Source organism: Roseimicrobium gellanilyticum (genome assembly GCF_003315205.1).
GTDB lineage: Bacteria > Verrucomicrobiota > Verrucomicrobiia > Verrucomicrobiales > Verrucomicrobiaceae > Roseimicrobium > Roseimicrobium gellanilyticum.
This window is the reverse complement of record NZ_QNRR01000006.1, coordinates 375,044-393,859: the sequence shown is the minus strand read 5'-3', so window position 1 is coordinate 393,859 and position 18,816 is coordinate 375,044. Positions and strand designations below refer to the sequence as shown.

General features: G+C 59.3%; 19 protein-coding genes. 8 read left to right on the top strand and 11 right to left on the bottom strand.

Features of this window, described 5'->3' with window-relative positions:
• Positions 1-9 precede the first annotated feature (9 nt).
• The gene (locus DES53_RS18425; RefSeq protein ID WP_113959756.1) at positions 10-1,338 is read right to left on the bottom strand and encodes a hypothetical protein; all 1,329 of its coding nucleotides are present in this window, start codon (positions 1,336-1,338) and stop codon (positions 10-12) included.
• A 457-nt stretch (positions 1,339-1,795) separates the two neighbouring features.
• Here DES53_RS18425 and DES53_RS18420 point away from each other — a divergent pair, with 457 nt between their 5' ends.
• Together DES53_RS18420 and DES53_RS18415 are read left to right on the top strand one after the other, a co-directional pair.
• Positions 1,796-3,037, top strand: a complete 1,242-nt coding sequence (locus DES53_RS18420; protein ID WP_147263476.1) for a hypothetical protein — start codon at positions 1,796-1,798, stop codon at positions 3,035-3,037.
• Positions 3,038-3,048: 11 nt separating this feature from the next.
• A complete protein-coding gene (locus tag DES53_RS18415) occupies positions 3,049-3,525 on the top strand; it encodes a hypothetical protein (RefSeq protein ID WP_147263475.1) in 477 nt (158 codons plus the stop codon).
• Here DES53_RS18415 and DES53_RS18410 read toward each other — a convergent pair.
• The 3 genes from DES53_RS18410 to ruvA all read right to left on the bottom strand — a co-directional run bounded on the left by DES53_RS18410 (position 3,511) and on the right by ruvA (position 4,811).
• Complete coding sequence (locus DES53_RS18410; protein WP_113959753.1) at positions 3,511-3,813, bottom strand: zinc ribbon domain-containing protein; 303 nt, start codon at positions 3,811-3,813, stop codon at positions 3,511-3,513. The two genes, DES53_RS18415 and DES53_RS18410, sit on opposite strands and share 15 nt — an antisense overlap.
• Before the next feature lie 2 nt (positions 3,814-3,815).
• Entirely contained in the window at positions 3,816-4,007 is a 192-nt protein-coding gene (locus DES53_RS18405) for a hypothetical protein (protein ID WP_113959752.1), read from the bottom strand.
• 183 nt (positions 4,008-4,190) lie between these two features.
• Positions 4,191-4,811 (bottom strand): Holliday junction branch migration protein RuvA, encoded by a 621-nt coding sequence (ruvA, locus tag DES53_RS18400; RefSeq protein WP_113959751.1) that lies wholly within the window; start codon positions 4,809-4,811, stop codon positions 4,191-4,193.
• A gap of 384 nt (positions 4,812-5,195) precedes the next feature.
• Between ruvA and DES53_RS18395 the strand changes: the two genes are divergently transcribed.
• The 6 genes from DES53_RS18395 (at position 5,196) to DES53_RS18370 (ending at position 8,577) form a co-directional block, all read left to right on the top strand.
• On the top strand, positions 5,196-5,714 hold the full coding sequence (locus DES53_RS18395; RefSeq protein ID WP_147263473.1) for a hypothetical protein: 519 nt from the start codon (positions 5,196-5,198) through the stop codon (positions 5,712-5,714).
• A 211-nt stretch (positions 5,715-5,925) separates the two neighbouring features.
• Positions 5,926-6,195 carry a hypothetical protein gene (locus DES53_RS18390; protein WP_245958203.1) on the top strand — a complete coding sequence of 90 codons (270 nt, stop codon included), beginning with the start codon at positions 5,926-5,928 and terminating at the stop codon, positions 6,193-6,195.
• Between the two features lie 134 nt (positions 6,196-6,329).
• Positions 6,330-6,704: an NADH-quinone oxidoreductase subunit A gene (locus tag DES53_RS18385; RefSeq protein WP_113959749.1), complete on the top strand. Its 375-nt coding sequence runs from the start codon at positions 6,330-6,332 to the stop codon at positions 6,702-6,704.
• 22 nt (positions 6,705-6,726) lie between these two features.
• On the top strand, positions 6,727-7,044 hold the full coding sequence (locus DES53_RS18380; RefSeq protein ID WP_113959748.1) for a Dabb family protein: 318 nt from the start codon (positions 6,727-6,729) through the stop codon (positions 7,042-7,044).
• A gap of 174 nt (positions 7,045-7,218) precedes the next feature.
• Entirely contained in the window at positions 7,219-7,740 is a 522-nt protein-coding gene (locus DES53_RS18375; protein WP_147263472.1) for a tetratricopeptide repeat protein, read from the top strand.
• Between the two features lie 144 nt (positions 7,741-7,884).
• Positions 7,885-8,577, top strand: a complete 693-nt coding sequence (locus DES53_RS18370; RefSeq protein ID WP_113959823.1) for an SDR family oxidoreductase — start codon at positions 7,885-7,887, stop codon at positions 8,575-8,577.
• A gap of 120 nt (positions 8,578-8,697) precedes the next feature.
• Here the strand turns inward: DES53_RS18370 and DES53_RS18365 are convergent, their stop codons facing one another.
• From DES53_RS18365 to DES53_RS18330, 7 genes are all read right to left on the bottom strand, one after another.
• Positions 8,698-9,057: a glutaredoxin family protein gene (locus DES53_RS18365; RefSeq protein WP_113959746.1), complete on the bottom strand. Its 360-nt coding sequence runs from the start codon at positions 9,055-9,057 to the stop codon at positions 8,698-8,700.
• Between the two features lie 111 nt (positions 9,058-9,168).
• On the bottom strand, positions 9,169-11,754 hold the full coding sequence (locus DES53_RS18360) for a protein kinase domain-containing protein (RefSeq protein ID WP_113959745.1): 2,586 nt from the start codon (positions 11,752-11,754) through the stop codon (positions 9,169-9,171).
• A 310-nt stretch (positions 11,755-12,064) separates the two neighbouring features.
• The gene (locus DES53_RS18350; RefSeq protein WP_113959743.1) at positions 12,065-13,195 is read right to left on the bottom strand and encodes a hypothetical protein; all 1,131 of its coding nucleotides are present in this window, start codon (positions 13,193-13,195) and stop codon (positions 12,065-12,067) included.
• 227 nt (positions 13,196-13,422) lie between these two features.
• Entirely contained in the window at positions 13,423-17,010 is a 3,588-nt protein-coding gene (locus DES53_RS18345; RefSeq protein ID WP_113959742.1) for a serine/threonine protein kinase, read from the bottom strand.
• 105 nt (positions 17,011-17,115) lie between these two features.
• Positions 17,116-17,316 (bottom strand): hypothetical protein, encoded by a 201-nt coding sequence (locus DES53_RS18340; protein WP_147263471.1) that lies wholly within the window; start codon positions 17,314-17,316, stop codon positions 17,116-17,118.
• Between the two features lie 84 nt (positions 17,317-17,400).
• Positions 17,401-17,916 (bottom strand): hypothetical protein, encoded by a 516-nt coding sequence (locus tag DES53_RS18335; protein ID WP_147263470.1) that lies wholly within the window; start codon positions 17,914-17,916, stop codon positions 17,401-17,403.
• A 77-nt stretch (positions 17,917-17,993) separates the two neighbouring features.
• Positions 17,994-18,806, bottom strand: coding sequence for a hypothetical protein (locus DES53_RS18330; protein WP_147263469.1), 813 nt, complete (start codon positions 18,804-18,806; stop codon positions 17,994-17,996).
• Positions 18,807-18,816 lie beyond the last annotated feature (10 nt).

The following is an 18,816-nucleotide window of genomic DNA, read 5'->3' as shown; positions in this document are numbered from 1 at the left end:
TCGCCATTCCTACCGCAACATCCGCCCATGCTCATACGCAAGGTTCACTGCGATGAAGAAGGTCGCGGTGTACATGCCTCGCCACTGGTAGCGGGTGAGCATCTCCTGAAGCTTCGGGCCAAGGAGGCGTTCCTGCACGTCCTTCCCTGCGAGGCAGATGATCCATGCGGCAAAGAGTGGCTCCCGTACGGTGTCATCTTCATACGGGCTGCGTGGATTGCGGTCCGCCCAGAGCGGGAGTTGCGCACGTCCCAGAGCGATGGCCTCTTCGCAGTTGGCCTGTGGTTTCCAGGATGCATTCAGGAATCTCCAGTCGGTGTCGAAGGCAAACTGATTCGCGGAATCATATTTCCCGGCGCGCTCCAGGTGGGTGGCCGCCCTCTCTACAGATGCGGTGAGACCTTGCCGATACGCTTCACGAGTGGCGGCATCTGCTTCTGCATCCGCCAGTGCACGTAGTGCTGCCTGGGACATGGAGTGTGTCCACAGGTAGGTCTCACCCTTTCCGTGCCCTCCGTACTCCAGGCCTTCGGCGCAGATTTCCAGGCGGCTTTTCATGGTAGGTCCAACCTTTTCCTGAAGACGCTCGTGATACTGAGTGAGCCAGCGTTCCTCACCCGTAAGTTGATGCATGGCCCGGAGCAGGAAGAGGAAACGTGCTGCATCATGCGCCGTGGGCCGCACAAAGGTGCCGCGGTAGCCGTACTCAGGCCGTGCACATGGCACGCGCCATTGATGGCCCTCCAGGGCCACCGCAGTGCTCTGCAGCTTCTCCACGATCCGTGTGCGCTCTGAACCAGAGACGAGGCCGCTCCGCACATAACACCACAGCCCATAGAACCATGGGAACACCTGATCCTCAGAACTGGCAGGGTAATGGGACTTCCCGTCTGCACCCAATCCTCGCGGAACGAAGCCGGGTGTTTCACTCCGCTCTGCCAACTTCATCAATCCCGCCGCGATGCGATGCGCCTTCTCCGCAGACTCCTCATCACGCCGCACACTCCAGCGATTGCATAGTCCGTCCAGATACAGTCCGCCGAAGAAAGGACCATCCTCAATCGGTGTGGACCAACTCATGCCATTCGGCTGCGCTGCAGCGCAATGGTCCGCCGTAGGCAGGGTGACTTCACCATTCAGTCCCGCATAGTGAAAGAGGACATCCAGGCGTTTGTCGATGAAGCGCCGCCAGATTTCCTGGTGCGCCTCCTCCGCGACGGTTTCGATGGAGGTTGCCGCCGCCTGAGTCGAAACACCACCTGCTTGCCACAAGGCAACGGCAGCCAGCCCGCTCTTGAGAAAAGCACGCCGCTTCACGAGGGACAGGGAGGCAACCATGCCCGACGATAGAAATGGGCTTACTGGTTGGCAAGCCCACACAGCGCATCGATTCACTACGCTCACGCGGGCGTCTTCAACATAGGGGCGTATTCCACTGGGCGGAACCTACCGAGTGTTTGTCGATTTCCAGAGCATGCGCCTGCTCGATAGTGAACTTCACATCTCCGTATCCTTATCCGCAAGCAGGGCGCTTCTGGTCGACAGGATGCGCTCCTTCGCTACTTCCTGCCCAGCCTCCATCTGAGCCGGGCTCGAAGCTGGCGCAGTGGCTTCTGGCAACGGCCTTTAGGAGCAATTGGAATCCGGTTACATTGAAGTGGAAGAGGCTGAAGTCACGACTCCATCGGCCACATCCTTGAAGGTGGCCTGACCATCCGCTTCTAATCAGTCGGTTAAGTTAAGAGTAGATTGAATTGCAGTGGGAGCGGCCTTCGGGCCGCTCCTTTTTTATTGCGTGTGGCTCTGCCCGGGCACCATCATGGCGCTGATGTTCCAGGACCTCTCCCCATCGGTGACCGAATCCAGAAGGCGTTGGAAGGCCGCCCTCCTGGCAACCCCCGTGGTGTTGTATCCGGCTACGGCATCCGCAAACATGGGCACGCCGCTCATGTGGGCAGGCTCGCTGCACATGCTGATTGGGAATCTGTTCATCGGCATCTTCGAGGGGCTGCTGTTGTCATGGATCTTCAAGACACATCGGGGCGCCTCCATCGGAGTGATGATTCTTGCCAACTATCTTTCTGCCTGGCTGGGCATCGGCATCCTGGGCAATTTCCATCCTTCGGAGCCACTTTCGCTGTCCAATGCCATGAGTTGGCTTGGACTCATGGTCGGCCTTACCTATGTGATGACGTTGCTCCTCGAATGGCCCTTTGTGGTGTGGATGTTCAGGGGCACTCCGCACCAATTGGGAAGGAGCATCCGTGCATCGCTGCTGGTGCAGACTGTTTCGTATGCATTGCTTTGCGCCTATTATGGGTCGGCGGGGCACATGTCTCTCTACACACGCACTGAGCTGGTCAATGCGAGTGCTCTTTCCCTGCCGGAGCACGTGATGGTGTACTACCTGTCCTGCGACGATGGAGACGTGTACCGGAGATCGCTGTCTGGCGGGAAGCCGGTCAAGGTGATGGAGCTGGATTCCAAGTCGGTAGTCGATCGACTGTTTGTTTGCAGAAATGCAGAGCGCCCGGCGGAATGGGATCTGGTGGCACGATTGGAAGCTCCGCGAGGGGGCCAAGTCGAGCTTGTGACGGTGGTTCCCAACCTCAAAGCGACCGTCGCTCCCGGCATCAGGGCGCGCAATGAGGAGCTCGGTCTGGAAGGGCGCATTTGGGAAAACGTGGGAGAAGTCGACAAACTGGGCGACCCTACTTCAGGCCGCTGGTCCTTCCGGACGGGTTACTGGGCGGGAGATGGCCTGAAGGGCGTCGATTCCGCGAGTGGTGAGCGCTGGAAGCTTGCTTTTGAAACTCCCTTCGTCGGCCTGCCTGTGCTCAATGCGGTGCAACTCCCGGGAGACAAGGTGCTCTTCCAGCTTGGGTCCAGTGAGATTTACCTTCTGGATGCGCCTACCCGCCGGCTGGCCTTGCTCTGGAAGGGAAGAGGGCCCGTAGCCATGTTGGGAACCGCCGATGGCAAGATGGACCCGGAGGTGGCGGGTTCTTCGGCTGAGGGCACTGCCGCACAGAGATGATGGTCGAGCGCATGAGCCGCTCCCTCTTCTTTGCCATGGGCACCGCTTTCCTCGTGGCGGCTTACAGCGTCCTGGCATTCACAGGTGAGGAGCGTCACTACCGCCTCTGGTACTACGTACCTGCCGCGGCTCTTGCAGGCAGCCTGGTTGCAGATCGACTTGGCAAGAGGCAGTCCGTAACCTTCTGGCAATGGGCGGTTGATATTGGAGTCGCCTTGCTTGGCCTCGCCCGCCCGTTGTTTGGGGTCCCTCCCGTGTCTGGTCATGCCGTCTTCTCACTCCACGCGATGATGACGGGGCGCAGCAAGACGACGGTGACGCTGGCCATCGTTTCGTTGCTCATCACCTTGTTCGCCAAAATCATCCTGTGGAACTGGGACCGTACCCTGTGGCCGGGCCTCGCTGGCGGAGCAATCAGTGGCTCGGTGTGGAAACTTGCGGGTGCCGGCGTGTGGAAAAGGCCGACAGGAGATTCAATAAACCAGTGACAAGATCCAAGCCAGCAGCAGAACGATGGCGGTCACCCACCAGAGGGTCTTGATGCCCGCAGGCTTCGGACTGGCACTCCCCTTGCCGAACTCCTGCTCAACAAATTCATCGTAGTTAAATTCATCATCATCCGGGAGGTCGACGCCATCATACGTGTAGGCATCTTTTTTCCAGCCCGTGTTGTGGTCGGAACCGCACTCCGGACAGGCCAGTGATTTCGGAGGAACGTCCTCTCCGCATACCGGACAGACTTCTGGCGTGCGAGGTTTGCTGTTCAGGTAGGCCATGACTAGCTTGATTGCGAGCGGGCTGCCTTTTTAGCCATCATGCGCTTCTCGTAGGCGATGCCGCGTGCATGGCTCTCAATGGCAGACATGATGCACAGGGTCACCAGGGCGACCGCCGCAATCCGATGGTACCATTCACGAAGTGCCAGACCGGTGAGAAGCAAAAGCCCACAGCCGATAAACCACCAGAACACGTCTCTTCCAGGAGCGATCGTGACCACCTGGCTAAAAAAGATATCCCATCACGCCGCACGAAAAAGCAAAACTGGCGACAGCACGAATCAGGCTGGAGATGGAGGTGCTTGTATTCATGGGTTCACCAGTGACTTGCCTCTAGCATGCTCAAAGCTGCGCCCATAAGGCAAGCGCATTGTGCCTCACATCCCTCGTAACGCATCGCGAATCAGTTTATCCACCGTCATCTTGTCCGCTTCCGCGCCGGCCTTCTTCATCAGATCCTGCACTGTCTTCTGCGCTTCAGTTTGTTTGAAGCCCAACGTAATGAGCGCCAGTACAGCGTCGGTCTGTACCGCCTGCGTGGGATCGGGCGCGAGGCTGGCGGTGGAGGACTGCGCGGCCTGCCAGGTGCTCACGATGCCGACCTTGTCTTTGAGCTCGAGCACGATGCGCTCCGCAGTCTTCTTCCCTACGCCGTTGATCTTCGAAAGAGCAGCGATGTCGTTGCGAATCACATTGTCCTTGAAGTTCGAGACCGGCATGCCGCTCAGCACGGCCAGGGCCATTTTCGGCCCGATACCGCTCACGCGATCGATGAGGAGCTTGAAGAGATCGCGTTCTTCACTCGTAGCGAAGCCGTACAGGGTGTGATCATGTTCGGTGACGTGGTAGTGCGTGAGGAGCTTCACCTCCCCTGTCGCTCCCGCCAGCTTGTCATAGGTGGTGAGCGGGATGAAGCAGCGGTAGCCGACGCCGTTGCATTCGATGACGAGCTGGTTAGGCAGCGCTTCGACGAGCTGGCCGCGCAGATGGGAAATCATACGATGAGTCAAGCGGTCAACCGCACGCAGTCAAGAGAACGGCATGCAGAACCAACCGCAAGGGACGAGGTTTTGGGGTTGAAGTAGGGCAGGGGTGACCCAAGGTACGCGGGTATGAAGAGAGCCCTCGTTTGGATGGTCCTGAGTTGCAGCAGTGTGCTGTCCCTCGGCGCGGCAGAGCCTGCCAAGGCGAAGCCGTCATCATCCAAAAAGGCAACACCCGCCAAGACGCCAGCAAAGTCGGTTGAGAAACCGAGGACGCCGGAAAAGGAGGCTGCTGCAGCCCCTGCTCCGGTCACCCCTGTCGCATCCTCGGCGGCCTCTGCCACGAAGGCCGTCCCGGTGACCCCGGAGCGCAAGCTCGAGCCATTCCTCCTGCTACCCATGCCGAAGCTGGTCGGTACCTCTAATGCGAAGGCCGTGGGTGGATCCGTCACGACCGTGTTTTGCCCAGCCCGTGAGATAGCGGCATCCCCTTATATCCAAGTGTATACCGATGATGAATTCGCCAAATTAGGCATCAGTGCGGACGCCTTTGAGAAGAAGGCGCGCCAAGCTGCGGAACGGCTGCTCACCGTCTATCGCCCTGAGCTGATTAAAGACGAGGAAGGAAAGGTCCGATATGGCGTCTATCGCGGGGAGAAAGAAATCTTCGCCTGCCTCATGATGGCGCCATCTTTGGGCAAAGTCTTTGAGAATGTCTTTGGAAAAGAAGTCATTGTGGCAATGCCTGACCGCAATGCGTTGTATGTTTTCCCACCGAATCCTTCTGTGGTGGATGATTTTGCCGGGGATCTTGAGGTCCGTTATGAGTCCGCCTTGAATGCGGCCTCGGATGAGGTCTTCATTATCAAGGCCGAAAGCGGTGAAATCAGCGCACTGGGCAGCTTTTCCAGCCGTTAGGAGGGCAGAAAGCTCAGTACGGCATCTAAGCCCGGATCTTTCGAAAAGCCCTCAAACCGGGCCAAAATGGGCCATTTTGGCCGGTTTTTGGGCTCCGGAAGCAACATTCATTCGCCAATTGTTATGCGCCGTGCTATACTAGCCGTCTATGGCTACCGTAAGAAAAACACGTTTTTCGCGTCGGGTTCCTGACCATGTGACAGATGAGTTGGTGAATGTTCTGTCGGATGGCAAGGTGTATGAGTTCAACGTTCTGTTTGGACTGGTTTATGACAACCTGAAGCTGAAGAACGCGGTGAGCGGAGGAGAAGAGATGCTGCGTCTCCGTTCCTATGAGAAGCTCCAGAATCTGGTCAGCCGTGGTCTTGTGGAAAAGAAGCTGAAGAGCTATCGCGGTTTGAAGGGGATCGAGCAGGCGTCCAGCGTGCACACCCTCGCCCGCGCGGAAGCGGCCGCCGCCGCCGCCGCCGCTGCCCGCTAGATTTCCCGACTCGACCGTATCACTCATCCTCAACCTTTTAACCAAGCCGCCCTGGCCAATTGCAGGGCGGCTTTTTTGTAGCCTGGTCCCTGCTTCTTGACGCCGCCGGACTCCCGTCTAGTATCCCCCGACCCATGTTGGAGAATTATCTGCCCGTCCTTATGCAGGTGGCCATCGCCGCCGGCTTTGCTGGAGCCACGCTTCTTGTCAGTGTCCTGGCAGGGAAGGCTGCCCGCCGCAACAAGATGAAGGACTCCGCCTATGAATGCGGCATGCTCCCCCTTGGTGAAGCTCAGCCCCGCTTCAGCGTGAAGTTCTACATTGTGGCGATGCTTTTCGTGCTCTTCGATATTGAGGTCGTCTTCCTTTATCCTTGGGCGATTATTTACAAGGACTACATCGTGGCTCATGGCGCCTCCATTTTCTGGTGGGCGTTGTCGTTCGTGACCATCCTGCTGGTGGCCTTTGGCTACGCCTGGAAGAAAAAGGCACTCGATTGGAGCTCCTAGTGCGACTCTGGAATAGGGAATTATGGTCTGCCAGGTCTCGCTCTTTACTCTGAAGCCCGATGTCACGCCGGAGCGGCTTGAGGAGATGATGTGGACCACGCGCACCACCCTGTTGCGCATCCGTGAAATTCTTCATCTCAATGTGGGCAAGCGCATCCGTGAGAGCGACCCCTGGCATTGGTTCGTGAGCGTGGAAGTGGAGAGCCTGGATAAGCTCGCCATCGCGCAGGATGATCCCCACTACTTCAAATACGTGCGCGAGGTGATTGAATCCAGCGTGGATCAAAGCCAGATCCTCACCTTCGAGATGGAGCCACGCAAGGACGTGAAGTACTCCTGAGCAGGCAGCGGCACGCGGGGCCGCAGGTCGTTCCATACAGGCTATCTTCTGAGGGCTGCATAACGGCATGCGAGGCAATCCATTTATTTTGCGTCCGCGTGGAATCGTCTAGGCTTGACCTTCCTGCACACCTCTGGGCAAAATATTGGTGTCAAAATTACCAACACCACTGCCATGAAGACCTGCCTGATGATCGCGATTGCAGTCCTGGGTACTGCACTGATTTCCGTCCCGGCTCGCGCTGCGGATGATACCTATGTCCTCTTTGAAGAGGGGAAGGCTGCATTCCAAGCAGGCCAGTTTGAGATTGCCCGTGAGAAGCTGAGCAAGGTCGCCGAGCGCAACCCCAATCACGTGCCCACGAACGCGATGCTCGCACAGATCAAGCAGAAGATTGGTGTGGATAACACGAAGCTGCGCAGCACCTACGCCACAGTGATTATCGAGAAGATCGACTTCGCCGATGTATCGCTCGAGGAAGCGGTGGAAGCGCTTCGTCTTCTCGCCAAGAAGGCTTCCGGAGACAAGGTGGTGCCGAATATCATCATCAAGTCCCCTGAAATTGCCCAGAAAACGGTGTCGCTGAACCTGAGCAAGGTCCCCCTCACGGAAGTGCTGAACTACCTTGCCGAAGTGACGGGCGCCCGCATTACCTATGACACTTCTGCGGTGCTCTTCAGCAATCGCGCAGGCTGAGTTTCAGAACCAGCCGTTTTCATCCAGTGTGTGGCGGGTTCCCTTGGGAGCCCGCCATTTTCTTTTGGCAGCAAGAAGCCAGGTCCCGGCAGGAAGCAGTTGAGAAGCCCCTGCAAGTGGGGAGAAGTGCAAGACGCTCGCACCATGGATGCCTCAACCTCGAGTCCCCCGGAATCGCCGCCTCCTATTGCGCTGGTCACAGGTGGCGAGGGGGACCTCGGAAAGGCAATCACCACAGCGCTGCGGTCCCACCCCTATGCCGTGCACGCTCCTGGCCGCAGGGAACTGGATGTCTCTGACCGCGTGTCGATCACAAAATGGTTTGATGGACAGCCATCGGTTGATCTGGTGGTACACTGCGCTGGCGTGCTTCGCGATCGGCGACTTCCCAACATGGAGGAGGAGGACTTCGACACGGTGCTTGATGTGAATCTCAAGGGCGCCTTTCAAGTCTCCCAAGCTGCGTTGAAAACCATGGCCCGCAAACGCTGCGGCCACATCATCTTTATTGGTTCCAATTCCGCGAGATGGGGGAATGCGGGACAGGCAAACTACGCCGCGGCAAAGGCAGGCATCATTGGGCTCACGCACTCGCTGGCGAAGGAGTACGGCGGGCGGAATATTCGCGTGAATTGCATTCTCCCCGGCCTGCTCGAGACGAAGATGACGGCGCATCTGTCGGAGGAGATCAAGCAGAACGTCCGCGATGCGCATTCCCTGCGCCGCTTCAACACGTGCGAAGCGGTCGCGCGGTTTGTGGCATTCCTCGATCGGGATCTGCCACACACGTCAGGTCAGGTGTTCCAGCTCGACAGCCGGGTGAACCGGTGGACGTGAGAAGTGGTCCGCCCACTCCGTGTGCGGGTTCGCGTTGCTCCACCTTTGGGTCGCCGACGCCAGTTCACGTCACCAACCCTGTTCACATCATGACCGCGTACGGAGTATGCGGACCACCCATCAAGCAATGAACTTGATCTGTCCCGGTACCGAACCGCGGGCCATGGCGGCGTGCTGCTCGTCGGTGCAGGAGGAATTGATGGGAGCGTCCGGAGCCGTATCGCTGGATACCAGGAGGTTGTTTTCGACCATCCACTTTTCCACTTCTTCACCGCTGATGTCCGCGAGCATGGTGCCATTGACTTCCACGCAGGGGCTCAGGGGCTGGCCGCTCTTCTGTTCCATTTCCCAGCGGAAGGCAGGATTCTTGATGATGTCCTTCTCCTCCCATTCCAGTCCGTACTTGCGGAAGATGGCGCGGACGCCTTCACTCCATCCACAGTAGGTCTTCAGGTAGGCGGTGATTTTGGGCTGGCTCATGGTGGGATAGAAGGGGTGGAGGATTCGAAGGGAAGTTCTGGCAAAAGGTAGGGTCCAGGGCTGAAAATGCAAGCCGACAGGAGCCACATGGCCGTATCGGCACGGCTGCGGTTACTGGGATTCGTCCGCCAGATTCCCCTGGATGACGATATCTGCGGCGGCACCCTCATTCTTGATGCTGCCCAGATGATTTCCGCGAACGGTGTTGTCTTTCACGGTGCCGGAAACGCCCTCCCCGGCGTAGATGCCAGTCTGGCCATTGGTGCTGACTTCATTCTGCTCGACCTTGGGTTTGAAGCCCGAGCCGAAGATCAGAATGCCGTTTCCTCCGTTCCCTTTGACCTTGTTGCCGATAATGGTGATGGCCTCGCCGGAAGCGCCTGAGGCCAAAATGCCGTCCATCTTGGATCCCTGCACAGTATTGTTAAGAAGTTCGGTGCCCGCGCCTGGAGCCTGAACCTGAATGCCAGCCTGCTGGCTCTCCGTGATGATGCACTCCTGCACCTTGGCTTTCGCCCCCCCATCCATGACGGCAATGCCTATGACATTGCCCTGCAGTTCCGCGCCCACGACATTGATGAACGAGTCCTTCCCTGACACGGCAATGCCTGCGTCGTTGTTGTTCAGGCATCTGGACTGATCAAGGACGCTCACACTGCCTCCGTCTTTGGCCACGATTCCCGCGAAGCCATTCTCAGCGAAGGTGCACTTGGAAAAGGTGGGATGGGTACCGGTGAAACGGATGTCTGCACCGTTCTCACCATTCTTGCGCACATCCGCCTCCGTCAGGGCACCGGATGCACCGCTCTCGAAGACAACCCCATTGACGGTGTTGTTCCGGATGATGCACTTGATGAACTGCGGCTTGCACGCGCCGGTGACCTCAAGGCCATTCCCGAGGCCTGCTTGAATGGTACAGCCATCCATCACGATGCTGCTGACTTTCACCAGGACCACGGGCCAGTTTACCTTCTCAGTCACTTCCGTACCGGTATGTTGGAACACGAAGCCGCTGACAGTTCCTCCCTCGCAATTCTCCGCTGCGAAGACCGATCCAGAGCGGCCATCTGTCTGAATGATCACCTTGCCCGGCACAGCGGCCTTCAGCGTGATGCTGGATTTGAACTTGATCTGCTCCTCGTAAATTCCCTCCGGGATCGTCACGGTGTCGCCAGCTTTTGCCTTGTCGATCAGAGCTTGGATCTTCTGATTCGTAGGCGGAGTAGGCGTGGGTGTTGGGGTCGGGCCGGGGCCAGGCGGCGTCGGCGTGGGGGCAGGACCGGGTCCGGGAGGTGTGGGGGTAGGCGTTGGTCCGGGGCCAGGGCCTGGTGGTGTCGGGGGCGGTTCGGGAGTTGGTGTTGGCGTCGGATCCTGATTGCCGGGATTCACGGCGACTTCCTTACCGAGGAGCTTCTTGAGGTAGGGCGTGTTATTCCAAGCCCACCACCCACCTCCTCCCACGACGGCCAGGATGAAGAACACCGCGAGCAAGCCAACGACCAGCAACACTCCGCCGCTGCCCTTCTTGGTCGCAGGTTGCTGGGTATCATGCGTGGTGGGCGGCTGCACCGGCGTGACGCCGGGGCCTACTTTGATGGCACCGGAACCGATGGGCCGGTTCGGCAGGCTCATCTCCGTGAGGCCGGCTCCGGGACGCACATAAGTTTGCGTCGGTCCATGCGCCGTTGGAAGATGCGCGGCTGAGTGGCTGAAGTTCGTAGGTGCTCCGCCGACGGCTCCGGATCCACCGGGCACCGCGGGAAGCGGTGGCACCTCTGGCTGGCAGGCAGGGGCGAGGCCCAGCCGCTGACGGACTGCCAGAGCACTGGCAGGACGATTTTCCGGAGACTTCTCCAGGCATGCGAGAATCGTCTGCTCCCACTCGATGGGGATCGGTTCACCCGCGGTGATGCCGAATTCCTCACGGCGTTCCGTGAGGCTGGTAACCGGATCATGCTGGAGCTGGGAAATGATGTTGCCTGAGAAGAAAGGCGGCTTGCCGGTCAGCAGCTCATATAGGGTGCTGCCGAAGGCATACAGGTCATCTGTGATGTGGGGCTTCTTGCCGTCTGCCTGCTGGGGAGACATGTAGGCAAGCGTGCCAGTGGAGTTCCCAATACCCAACGTGGCGCGATTCATCGCGTCCGAGATGCTTCGGGCAATGCCAAAGTCCGTCACGCGCAGGTTGCCCTCGCGGTCGATCATCAGGTTCGCAGGCTTCAGGTCGCGGTGGATGACCTTGGCGATGCGGTGCGCATAGTCGAGCGCGTCCAGGAACTGGCCCACCCACAGGGCAATCTGGCGGGTCTCGAACACCTTGTTCGGCTGACGCGTGCGTAGCGCTCCAAGGTTCTCACCGTCGATGAATTCCATGCTGATGGCGGCATGGGTTTCATCCACGAGGAAGTCGTAGATCTTGACGATGTTCGGGTGCGCCAGGTTGAGCCCCTTTTTTGTTTCTTCCTTCAGCTCGTCTACGGCAACATCATCGTAGCGGACTGCCTCAGGAGCGAACTTCAGCGCCACCTCACGGCCCAGACGTTCATCCGTTCCCAGCCACACCACGCCCATGCCTCCGCGCCCCAGCAGCTTCTCCAACAGGAAGCGGTCGAACACCCGATCGCCCTTTTGATGGCCACGCAGGGTCGCGCCAAAGTCAATGTCGTCCAGATTGAGGGGTTTCTTGGGATCGGGCATGGAGGGAGTCTGGGCCGTAGCCGGTGCAATGTGCTCCAAACTCGCCGCGCGGGAAGAAAAAAATGCGGCATGAGGCGCTGCCCCATGCCGCAATTGTAATTTGGCTGCTCTTAGTCGGTCTTCTTCCGGCGTTCAGCGCGGTCGTCACCGCTCTTCCCGCCATCGGCGTGGAGAGGTGCAAGAGAACCGGCAAGGAGGGTGGCAATAAGAACAACAAGGACGGATTTCATAGAGATGGATGGGTGGATGGCTCCAAAAGAGGCGGGCCGGAAAACCCGGCCCGCGTCATCACATCAATCTGGATGTTCTTTTAGAAGCGATACGTGACAGACACGCCGCCCCAGAAATCATCAAAACCTTTGTCGAAGTTGCTGCGGTCGTCGCCGATGTCCCAGCCGTAGTTGCCGGAGAGAGCCACGATCAGGTGGTCACCGATGGAAATCGGCACCTTGACGCCGGTTTCGATCGAGTTCCAGTCGCCGCCCACGCCGTTGTAGTCCTGGTCATAGGAGATGGAGGCGTAGGGGTTCACTGCCACCTTGAAGCCGTTGCCTTCATAGACGGGAATCGAGCTGTCGAGGCGGAACTCGAAGAAGTGACCTTCGAGGATCTCTTCTTCCGAGTGGAAGTAGGAGTACACGAAGTTCGGCGTCACGAAGGGAATATTCACCAGCGCGAGGCGGGCGTAGAGCTCACCCTGGTAGCCGGTGCCCCAGAAGTCTTCCTCGGGGAAGAAGTAGGCGTTGTAGCCGATGGTGCCGTCCAATACGCCACCGATGATGGAGGCGGTGTAGTTCACGCCAGCGACGACTTCGCTGTAGTACTCCGAGCGTTCCACAGGAGAGAAGCGGGGATCGCTTTCTTCCGCGGCCATGATGTAGCCGAGGTTGAAGCCGAAGCCTTCATAGGCTGCCGAGAACTTGGCATACCAGATGGACGACTCGTCGCGGCCGCCGAAGCTGCTCGCGCGCACGTTGTCCAGTCCCTTGAACATGTACTGGCTGTCCCAGCCCGCGGTGAAAGCGAACTCCGGACCGGCAGGGGCGGCGGTTTCCACGACCGGATTCTTGGTCACCACTTCCTTGGAGGAGTAGCTGCTGGTGGTGCGGGTACTCGTGGAGCTGCTGCCCGAAGAACGGCGGGAGGAAGCTACCGGAGCGCTGGAACTCGTGCTGGTGGTCTGGGTGGAGGCGACAACGGCAGCGGTGGTGTCGGCGGAAGAAGCTTGCGAGGCTGAAATTACGGAAGCTTGGGACGGAGCACTGCCGGAGATGGCGATCACCGGGGCCGCCGCTGTGCCGCCACGGGCGGAGTCAGCCGTGGCTGCGCCCAGAGCGCCAACGCCGTAGCCGTAGCTGGAAGAAGGAGCGAGAATGATGCCCGGTACGACTGCCAGGGAGGCTGCAGCCATCAGACCTTTGAGGCGGAAGGTGAGTTTCATGGGGTAAGGGCGTGTGTGTTTGGGGGAGGGAATTATTTACTTATGAGATATTAATAAATACTTCAAATTCTCTAAAATTTACGCCATCCGTCAAGAGTATTCCGGGGTTGATTGAACACACTCCGGTCTGTGTTGTCGGATGACGCCGCGTGCGGATTCTCGCCCATTTGCAGGCGTTGCAAAGAGTCTGTTTCGGCAAATGCGAGCCGTGTCAGAGCGACTGCTTGCTACCGGACCTTTTTGGCTATCCCGTTCACGTCGTAGTCGTCCCGCGTCTTGTTCGCGGAATTCGCCGCAGGATAACATTGGAAGGTGACCCCACCCTGGGCATTGCGCTTGAGCTCGACAATCTCGTCGAAAGTGGTGTCCTTGTGCTGGGGATCTTCCAGAGGAAGCAGCGCGGTCAGGTTGCCAGACGCATCCACCTTGATGTCGCGAATCGTGCTCTGCTGACGTTCCGGTAATCGCCCCTCGGTCGCCCAATTGTCCTGGAGAACGCCCTTGGACAGATCCTCGTCAAAAGTCAGAATGCGGCGTGCGTAGAGCTTTGTCTTCTTGCCGCTGATGTCGACTTCCACCTGGAAGTTGCACTCGAAAGTGTGGCCTCCCCATCCCTCCGCAGGGGCGCTCAACTCGCCCGTTCCGGCTCTCTTGGGGACGGGATGCTTTGCCGCCAGAGTGACAGACGCGACATTCTGGTATTTGGAAATGAGGCGAATCTGATAGAGCCCGGTTGGCACCTCGGTGGTTGCGGAACCATTCCGCAACGAAACAGTTCCAACGCCTGGCTTGGAAAACTCATCACCTTGGAAACTGGCCCGCTCGTCATCGTGGTAGTCCAGAAAGGTAAGCTCAGCCTGGTCGTAGTCAGAGTTGCCGGGGATGGTGATCGGAGACTTTGCGCGCTTGAAGACCACCTCATGTTCATAGGTGCTGGCCTTCGGGTCAGTGATGAGGTGGGACTCTCCCGCAAATCCAAGGGGCGGGGAGATGAGGATGGAGAGCGGGTAGTCGGTGAAGGCGGAGAGGTTCAGAACGAATTGATTGAGCGAGTTCTTCGTGAGCTGCACGCTGCGTCCGTTGGCTTTCACCCGGACGGTCGCGGGGAAAACACGCTTGGTGAAGACCAGCTCCCTTGGTGGCTTGGGTTTCGGCGGGGGTTCAGGTTTCTTCTCCGCCGCCGGGGGTGTCGTCGGAGGTGGCGTCTTCGTTTCGGGTTTGGGTGGCTCCTCTTTTTTCACCTCTGGCTGCGGAGGCGCGGGGAGGTCTACAAGGGTATTCGGAGGAGTAGGTGCCGGCTCAGGCTTGGAAGTGTGCCACCCCTGATAGGCAAAAATTCCCACTGTGACCACGGCCCCGAGCACCAGCAGTGAGGCTCCCGCCGCCAGCCATACGATGGGAGGTACGGGAGTCGAGGCCGGCTTCTTCGGCGTCGCTACAGGTTTGGGCTGCTGCTTCTCCTTCTCCTTGTCCTTTGCCTTCTCCTTGGCAGGAGGTGGCAAAGGAGATGCAGGTTTGACCGGTGTGACCTGAGCTTTTGGGGGCTCTGGGGGTGGAACGGAAACTGGTGGTGAGGGAACCGGGGGTTTGGGCTCCACGGGTGCGACAGAGGCTGCGACCGGTGTCGGAGGGGCAAGGGGAGGTGGCTGCGGGGGAGCAGCAGGAGTGACTGCAGCCACTACAGCCGGAGGAGGCTCAGGCACCTTTGTCTGTGGGGCGGATTGAGGTGTCGGTGTCGGCACTGCGGGAGTCGCAGGCGTCCCAGCGCTCGGTTCCGCAGATTTCGGGCTGGATGTCTTGAGCGGCGATGTCGAGGTCGCGGTAGCGGGCTGCTCGTGCGAGTGCGCGCCGGACTTCATCGCCGCTGCGGAACTCAGGACTCCCGCGTTGCTCCGCGTGCTGGAGGTGTGGGGGACGAGATTGCTCTTCTCTGCCCGCATCATCTTCTCCAGCAGATGGCTGAGGGTGTCGTCGTTGAACGAGCCCTCCAGGCAGCTGGCCAGCAAATGGTTCCCTTCGCGCGAGAGATTGGGGATGGGCCGGTAATTGTTCTTCGACCGGTACATCGCCGAACGCGGCTCCCCCCCGGTGATGAGCCGGTAGATGAGTCCGCCGAAGGCAGCGTTGGGATCGAGGAATTCATCGGCCGCTGAATTCCGCATGGTCATCATGCCGGTCGCGTTGGGATCGTCATCCTCCATGTGCCCGGGCATGGAGGTGGCGCCCTGCCTCAGGGGCACGCACACCAAAAAGGGCGGCCACTGATCCAGTTGAAGCGGTGTGAGGGTATAGGCAGGCGCGGATTCGGCAGGATTGGCCACCAGTGGTGCCAGATTGATCTGATTGAGTTGCAGATCATGCTTCCGGTTGCTGTTACGGGCCTCGTCCAGCACCAGAGCAATCTGACTCAGCACCTGCGCCGCCTCCAAGAAGGGAAGATTTCCGCGCGCCTGTAGGATCTGCACAAGCCGAATCGTGCCCGAGCTGGAGCAGACGGCGTACGGGTGGTCTTCGTGGATTTGGGTGACGAGCGGCAGATCTCCCGTGAGACGCGGCGGGACCGTTTGAGCTGCGCCTGCCAGACGTGCTGGCCACGTGGCAGTGCTGTCGAGCCCATCCTGCAATCGCACTGCGACCACCTCGGCATCTGAGGAGAGATCCTGGGCCTGCCTGGCCTCACCCAGGACGCAGTAGCCGAGGTTCTTCAGCAACTGGAGGCGCGGCGCTTTGGCTGCGGGCTCTGCTTGTGTTGTCGAAGCGCTCTCGGTAGTCGCGGGTAGATTTGTTTCCGTCTTAGGGACCGTCGTGCTGGAGCTGCCGGCGTGGGCCATCACCTCACCCAAGCCAGGCGAGGCGGCCGCTTCGATCACTGATTCCGTCGCAGCGGTGGGCGTGAGTGCACCGGATGGCGCTTTGGCGGCTGCTGTTTCTTTTTCCAGTTCTGCCAGTGCCTCGGTCAGCGCCACCAGGAGGGCATCGGCGTTCTGGTAGCGGTTCTGAGGATCCTTCTCCAGCAACTTGGAGAGCACCGGACGCACTGCGCGTGGCACTCGCATGGAGAAAAGTTTGTCATACGACTTGTGGCTCAGCCGCTCCGCCATCACGGTCAGCGCGCTGCCTGGCACCGGGGGGGCGCCCTCCAGCAGGTACCAGAGGGTCATGCCCAGCGAGAACAAATCGCTGCGCTGATCCAGATCCTCTTCACGAAGCTGCTCGGGGCTGGCGAACATCGGGGTGCCCAGCACCTCGCCCGCCATGGTGAGGCCCGAGGACTCTTCCGTGTCCTCGACTCCCATCTTCACGAGGCCGAAGTCGATGAGCTTCAACACGGGCTCGCCTTCAGAAGAAGCCAGCATCACGTTCGGCGGCTTCAGATCGCGATGGTAGAAGTTTCTCTCGTGCGCGTAGGCAAGCGCCTTGCAGATTTGCCGGGCGAAACCGAGGCACACCGCAGGCGGCACCGGGCCCTTGGCGTTCTTGGTGTAGTGCTCGAGGTCACCGCCCGAGCAGAACTCCATCGCGTAGTACAGGGAGCCATCCGCTTCGCCGAAGTCCAGCACCTCGGCGATGTGGGGATGCTTCAGCTCATGAGCGGCCTGGGCTTCTCTGAGGAAACGCTCCCGCGCTCGGGCATCATTGGCGTAGCGATCATGCAGTACCTTGAGCGCCACGATGCGCTTCAGGAAGATATGTCTGGCCTTGTACGTCTTGCCAAAAGCCCCTCCGCCCAACAGGCAATTCTTGCCGTTGGAGTCGGTGAGGACCTCGAAGTTTCCAAAGCGCATTCCGGGCGCGGCTGACGATGAAGGTGGCATCTAATCGAGATGTGATCCTGCGGCAAGCATCCGCATCTCCCAGCAAGGAAAACGCCAGCCCGGAGGCTGGCGTTTCCAGACACAACACATGAAATTGAGGTGCGACTATCGGGAGTAGCTGGAGGGCGGGGTCACCGCCTCGAAGCTCTCGGGGGCCTTGTACCCACCCACGGAAGCGGGCTTCGTCGTGGTGCGAGTCTTGGTGTGGTAGTGATGCACATGCACCGGGGGAGGGGGCTCGCTCGCGCAGTTCGCAAGGGCACCGGCGCAGAAGGCCAGCGTGGCAAGGGTGGCAAGTCTCTTCATGATGATGATGGCTTGTGGTTTCAGGTTGATTGATGAAGGAGGCTGAATGGGTCCGGCTTGGCTCTGAAGGTGGCTCATGCCCGGTTATTTAGGCGGCGCAACGGCGGCATCAGGAGCAGGATTGAGACCGGCGCCATCGCTCACGCTGGTGGAGCTGCCACCCTTGGCTGCGCCGCGACGACCGACGAGCACGTAGTAGCTGGCCAGGCCATCCGCACGGGCCATGTGCAGGTACACCATGGCGGTACCGTTGTAGCTGGCGCGGAACTGCACACCAGCGAGGCGGGTGCTGCGGCGGTCATCCAGGATCAGGTTGCCCACTTCATCATAGACATACACGTCCACGTCGAGAGCGCTCTGGTCTGCACCGGCCAGGAACACATAGTCGAGACCCTTGGTCACGGGAATAAGGAAGCGAATGGCCTGTCCACCGCCAAGCACACCGGAGTGGTCCGTGGGAGCCATCGAAAAGCCCTTGGCCACATAGCTGGTGGCCATGCGATAGGCGACGTCTTCCGCCTCACGGGGGTCGGCCTTGAGGGCCGCGGTGGAGGCGATCAGGAGAGCGCCGGTGATGAGATGCTTGATGCTGTTTTTCATGGATTTGTAGGTTGGCAAAGAGGTGTTGGGTTTTGCCATTTCATGTTCGCCCTAAGCGTGCCGTGACAGACGAAATCTCAATTCGACACGATCTTCTCCACGATTGCCTTCGAGGCGTCCAGAAGTTTATCCACGCCCTCCTTTGGGATCGATCCCTCGATGGGAATGTTGACGATTCCATAGATGTTTCCCATCTCGGTGACGATGGTCGCCACCTTGGAGGAGTCCTTCACTGCAGGGGGAAGGGACATCAGATCCTTCTTCATCGCATCCACGAGCAGCGGCTCGCGAAGGTAGTTCGAGACAGCGGCGGAGTAGTGCTTCTTCACCACGAATGCGGTGTAGTGCAGGCCCTGCATCCAGCCGGCGCTGATGATCAGCGAGCGGCGGCCGGCATTGCCTTGCGCACGGAGGGACTTCATGATGTCCGTCTGCAGGAAGCCGAGCTCCATGAAGACCTGGAGCCATTCGCCCTTGTTGGCATGGGCGCGAACCGTCTTGGCACGGCTCATTTCCTCGTCCTTCACTCCAAGCTTTTTCGCGAGGTCTTCGATCTGCTTCGAGCAATCATTGAGGCCCTGCACATCGCGAGCCTTGATGGACATCACGCCGTCAGCAATCTTGACGCCGAGCGCGAGGGCAATGTCGGTTTCATCGGAGTATTTGGCCACGTCCACGTCGCGGGCGATTTCACCATAGACGGCCTTCCAGTCTTCATAGGTGAGATTGAGCACCTGGTCGAGACCGAGGAACTTGTCATACGGGCTCGGAAGTCCAATCGGGGCAATCTCTGCCTTGGTGGGGTCGAATCCCGCCTTGTCTTGAGCGGGCAAAAGAGCGGCGGTTGCAGTGGAAAAGAGACAAACCAAAATCGCGGAACGTAGCATCATGGCTGGCGGA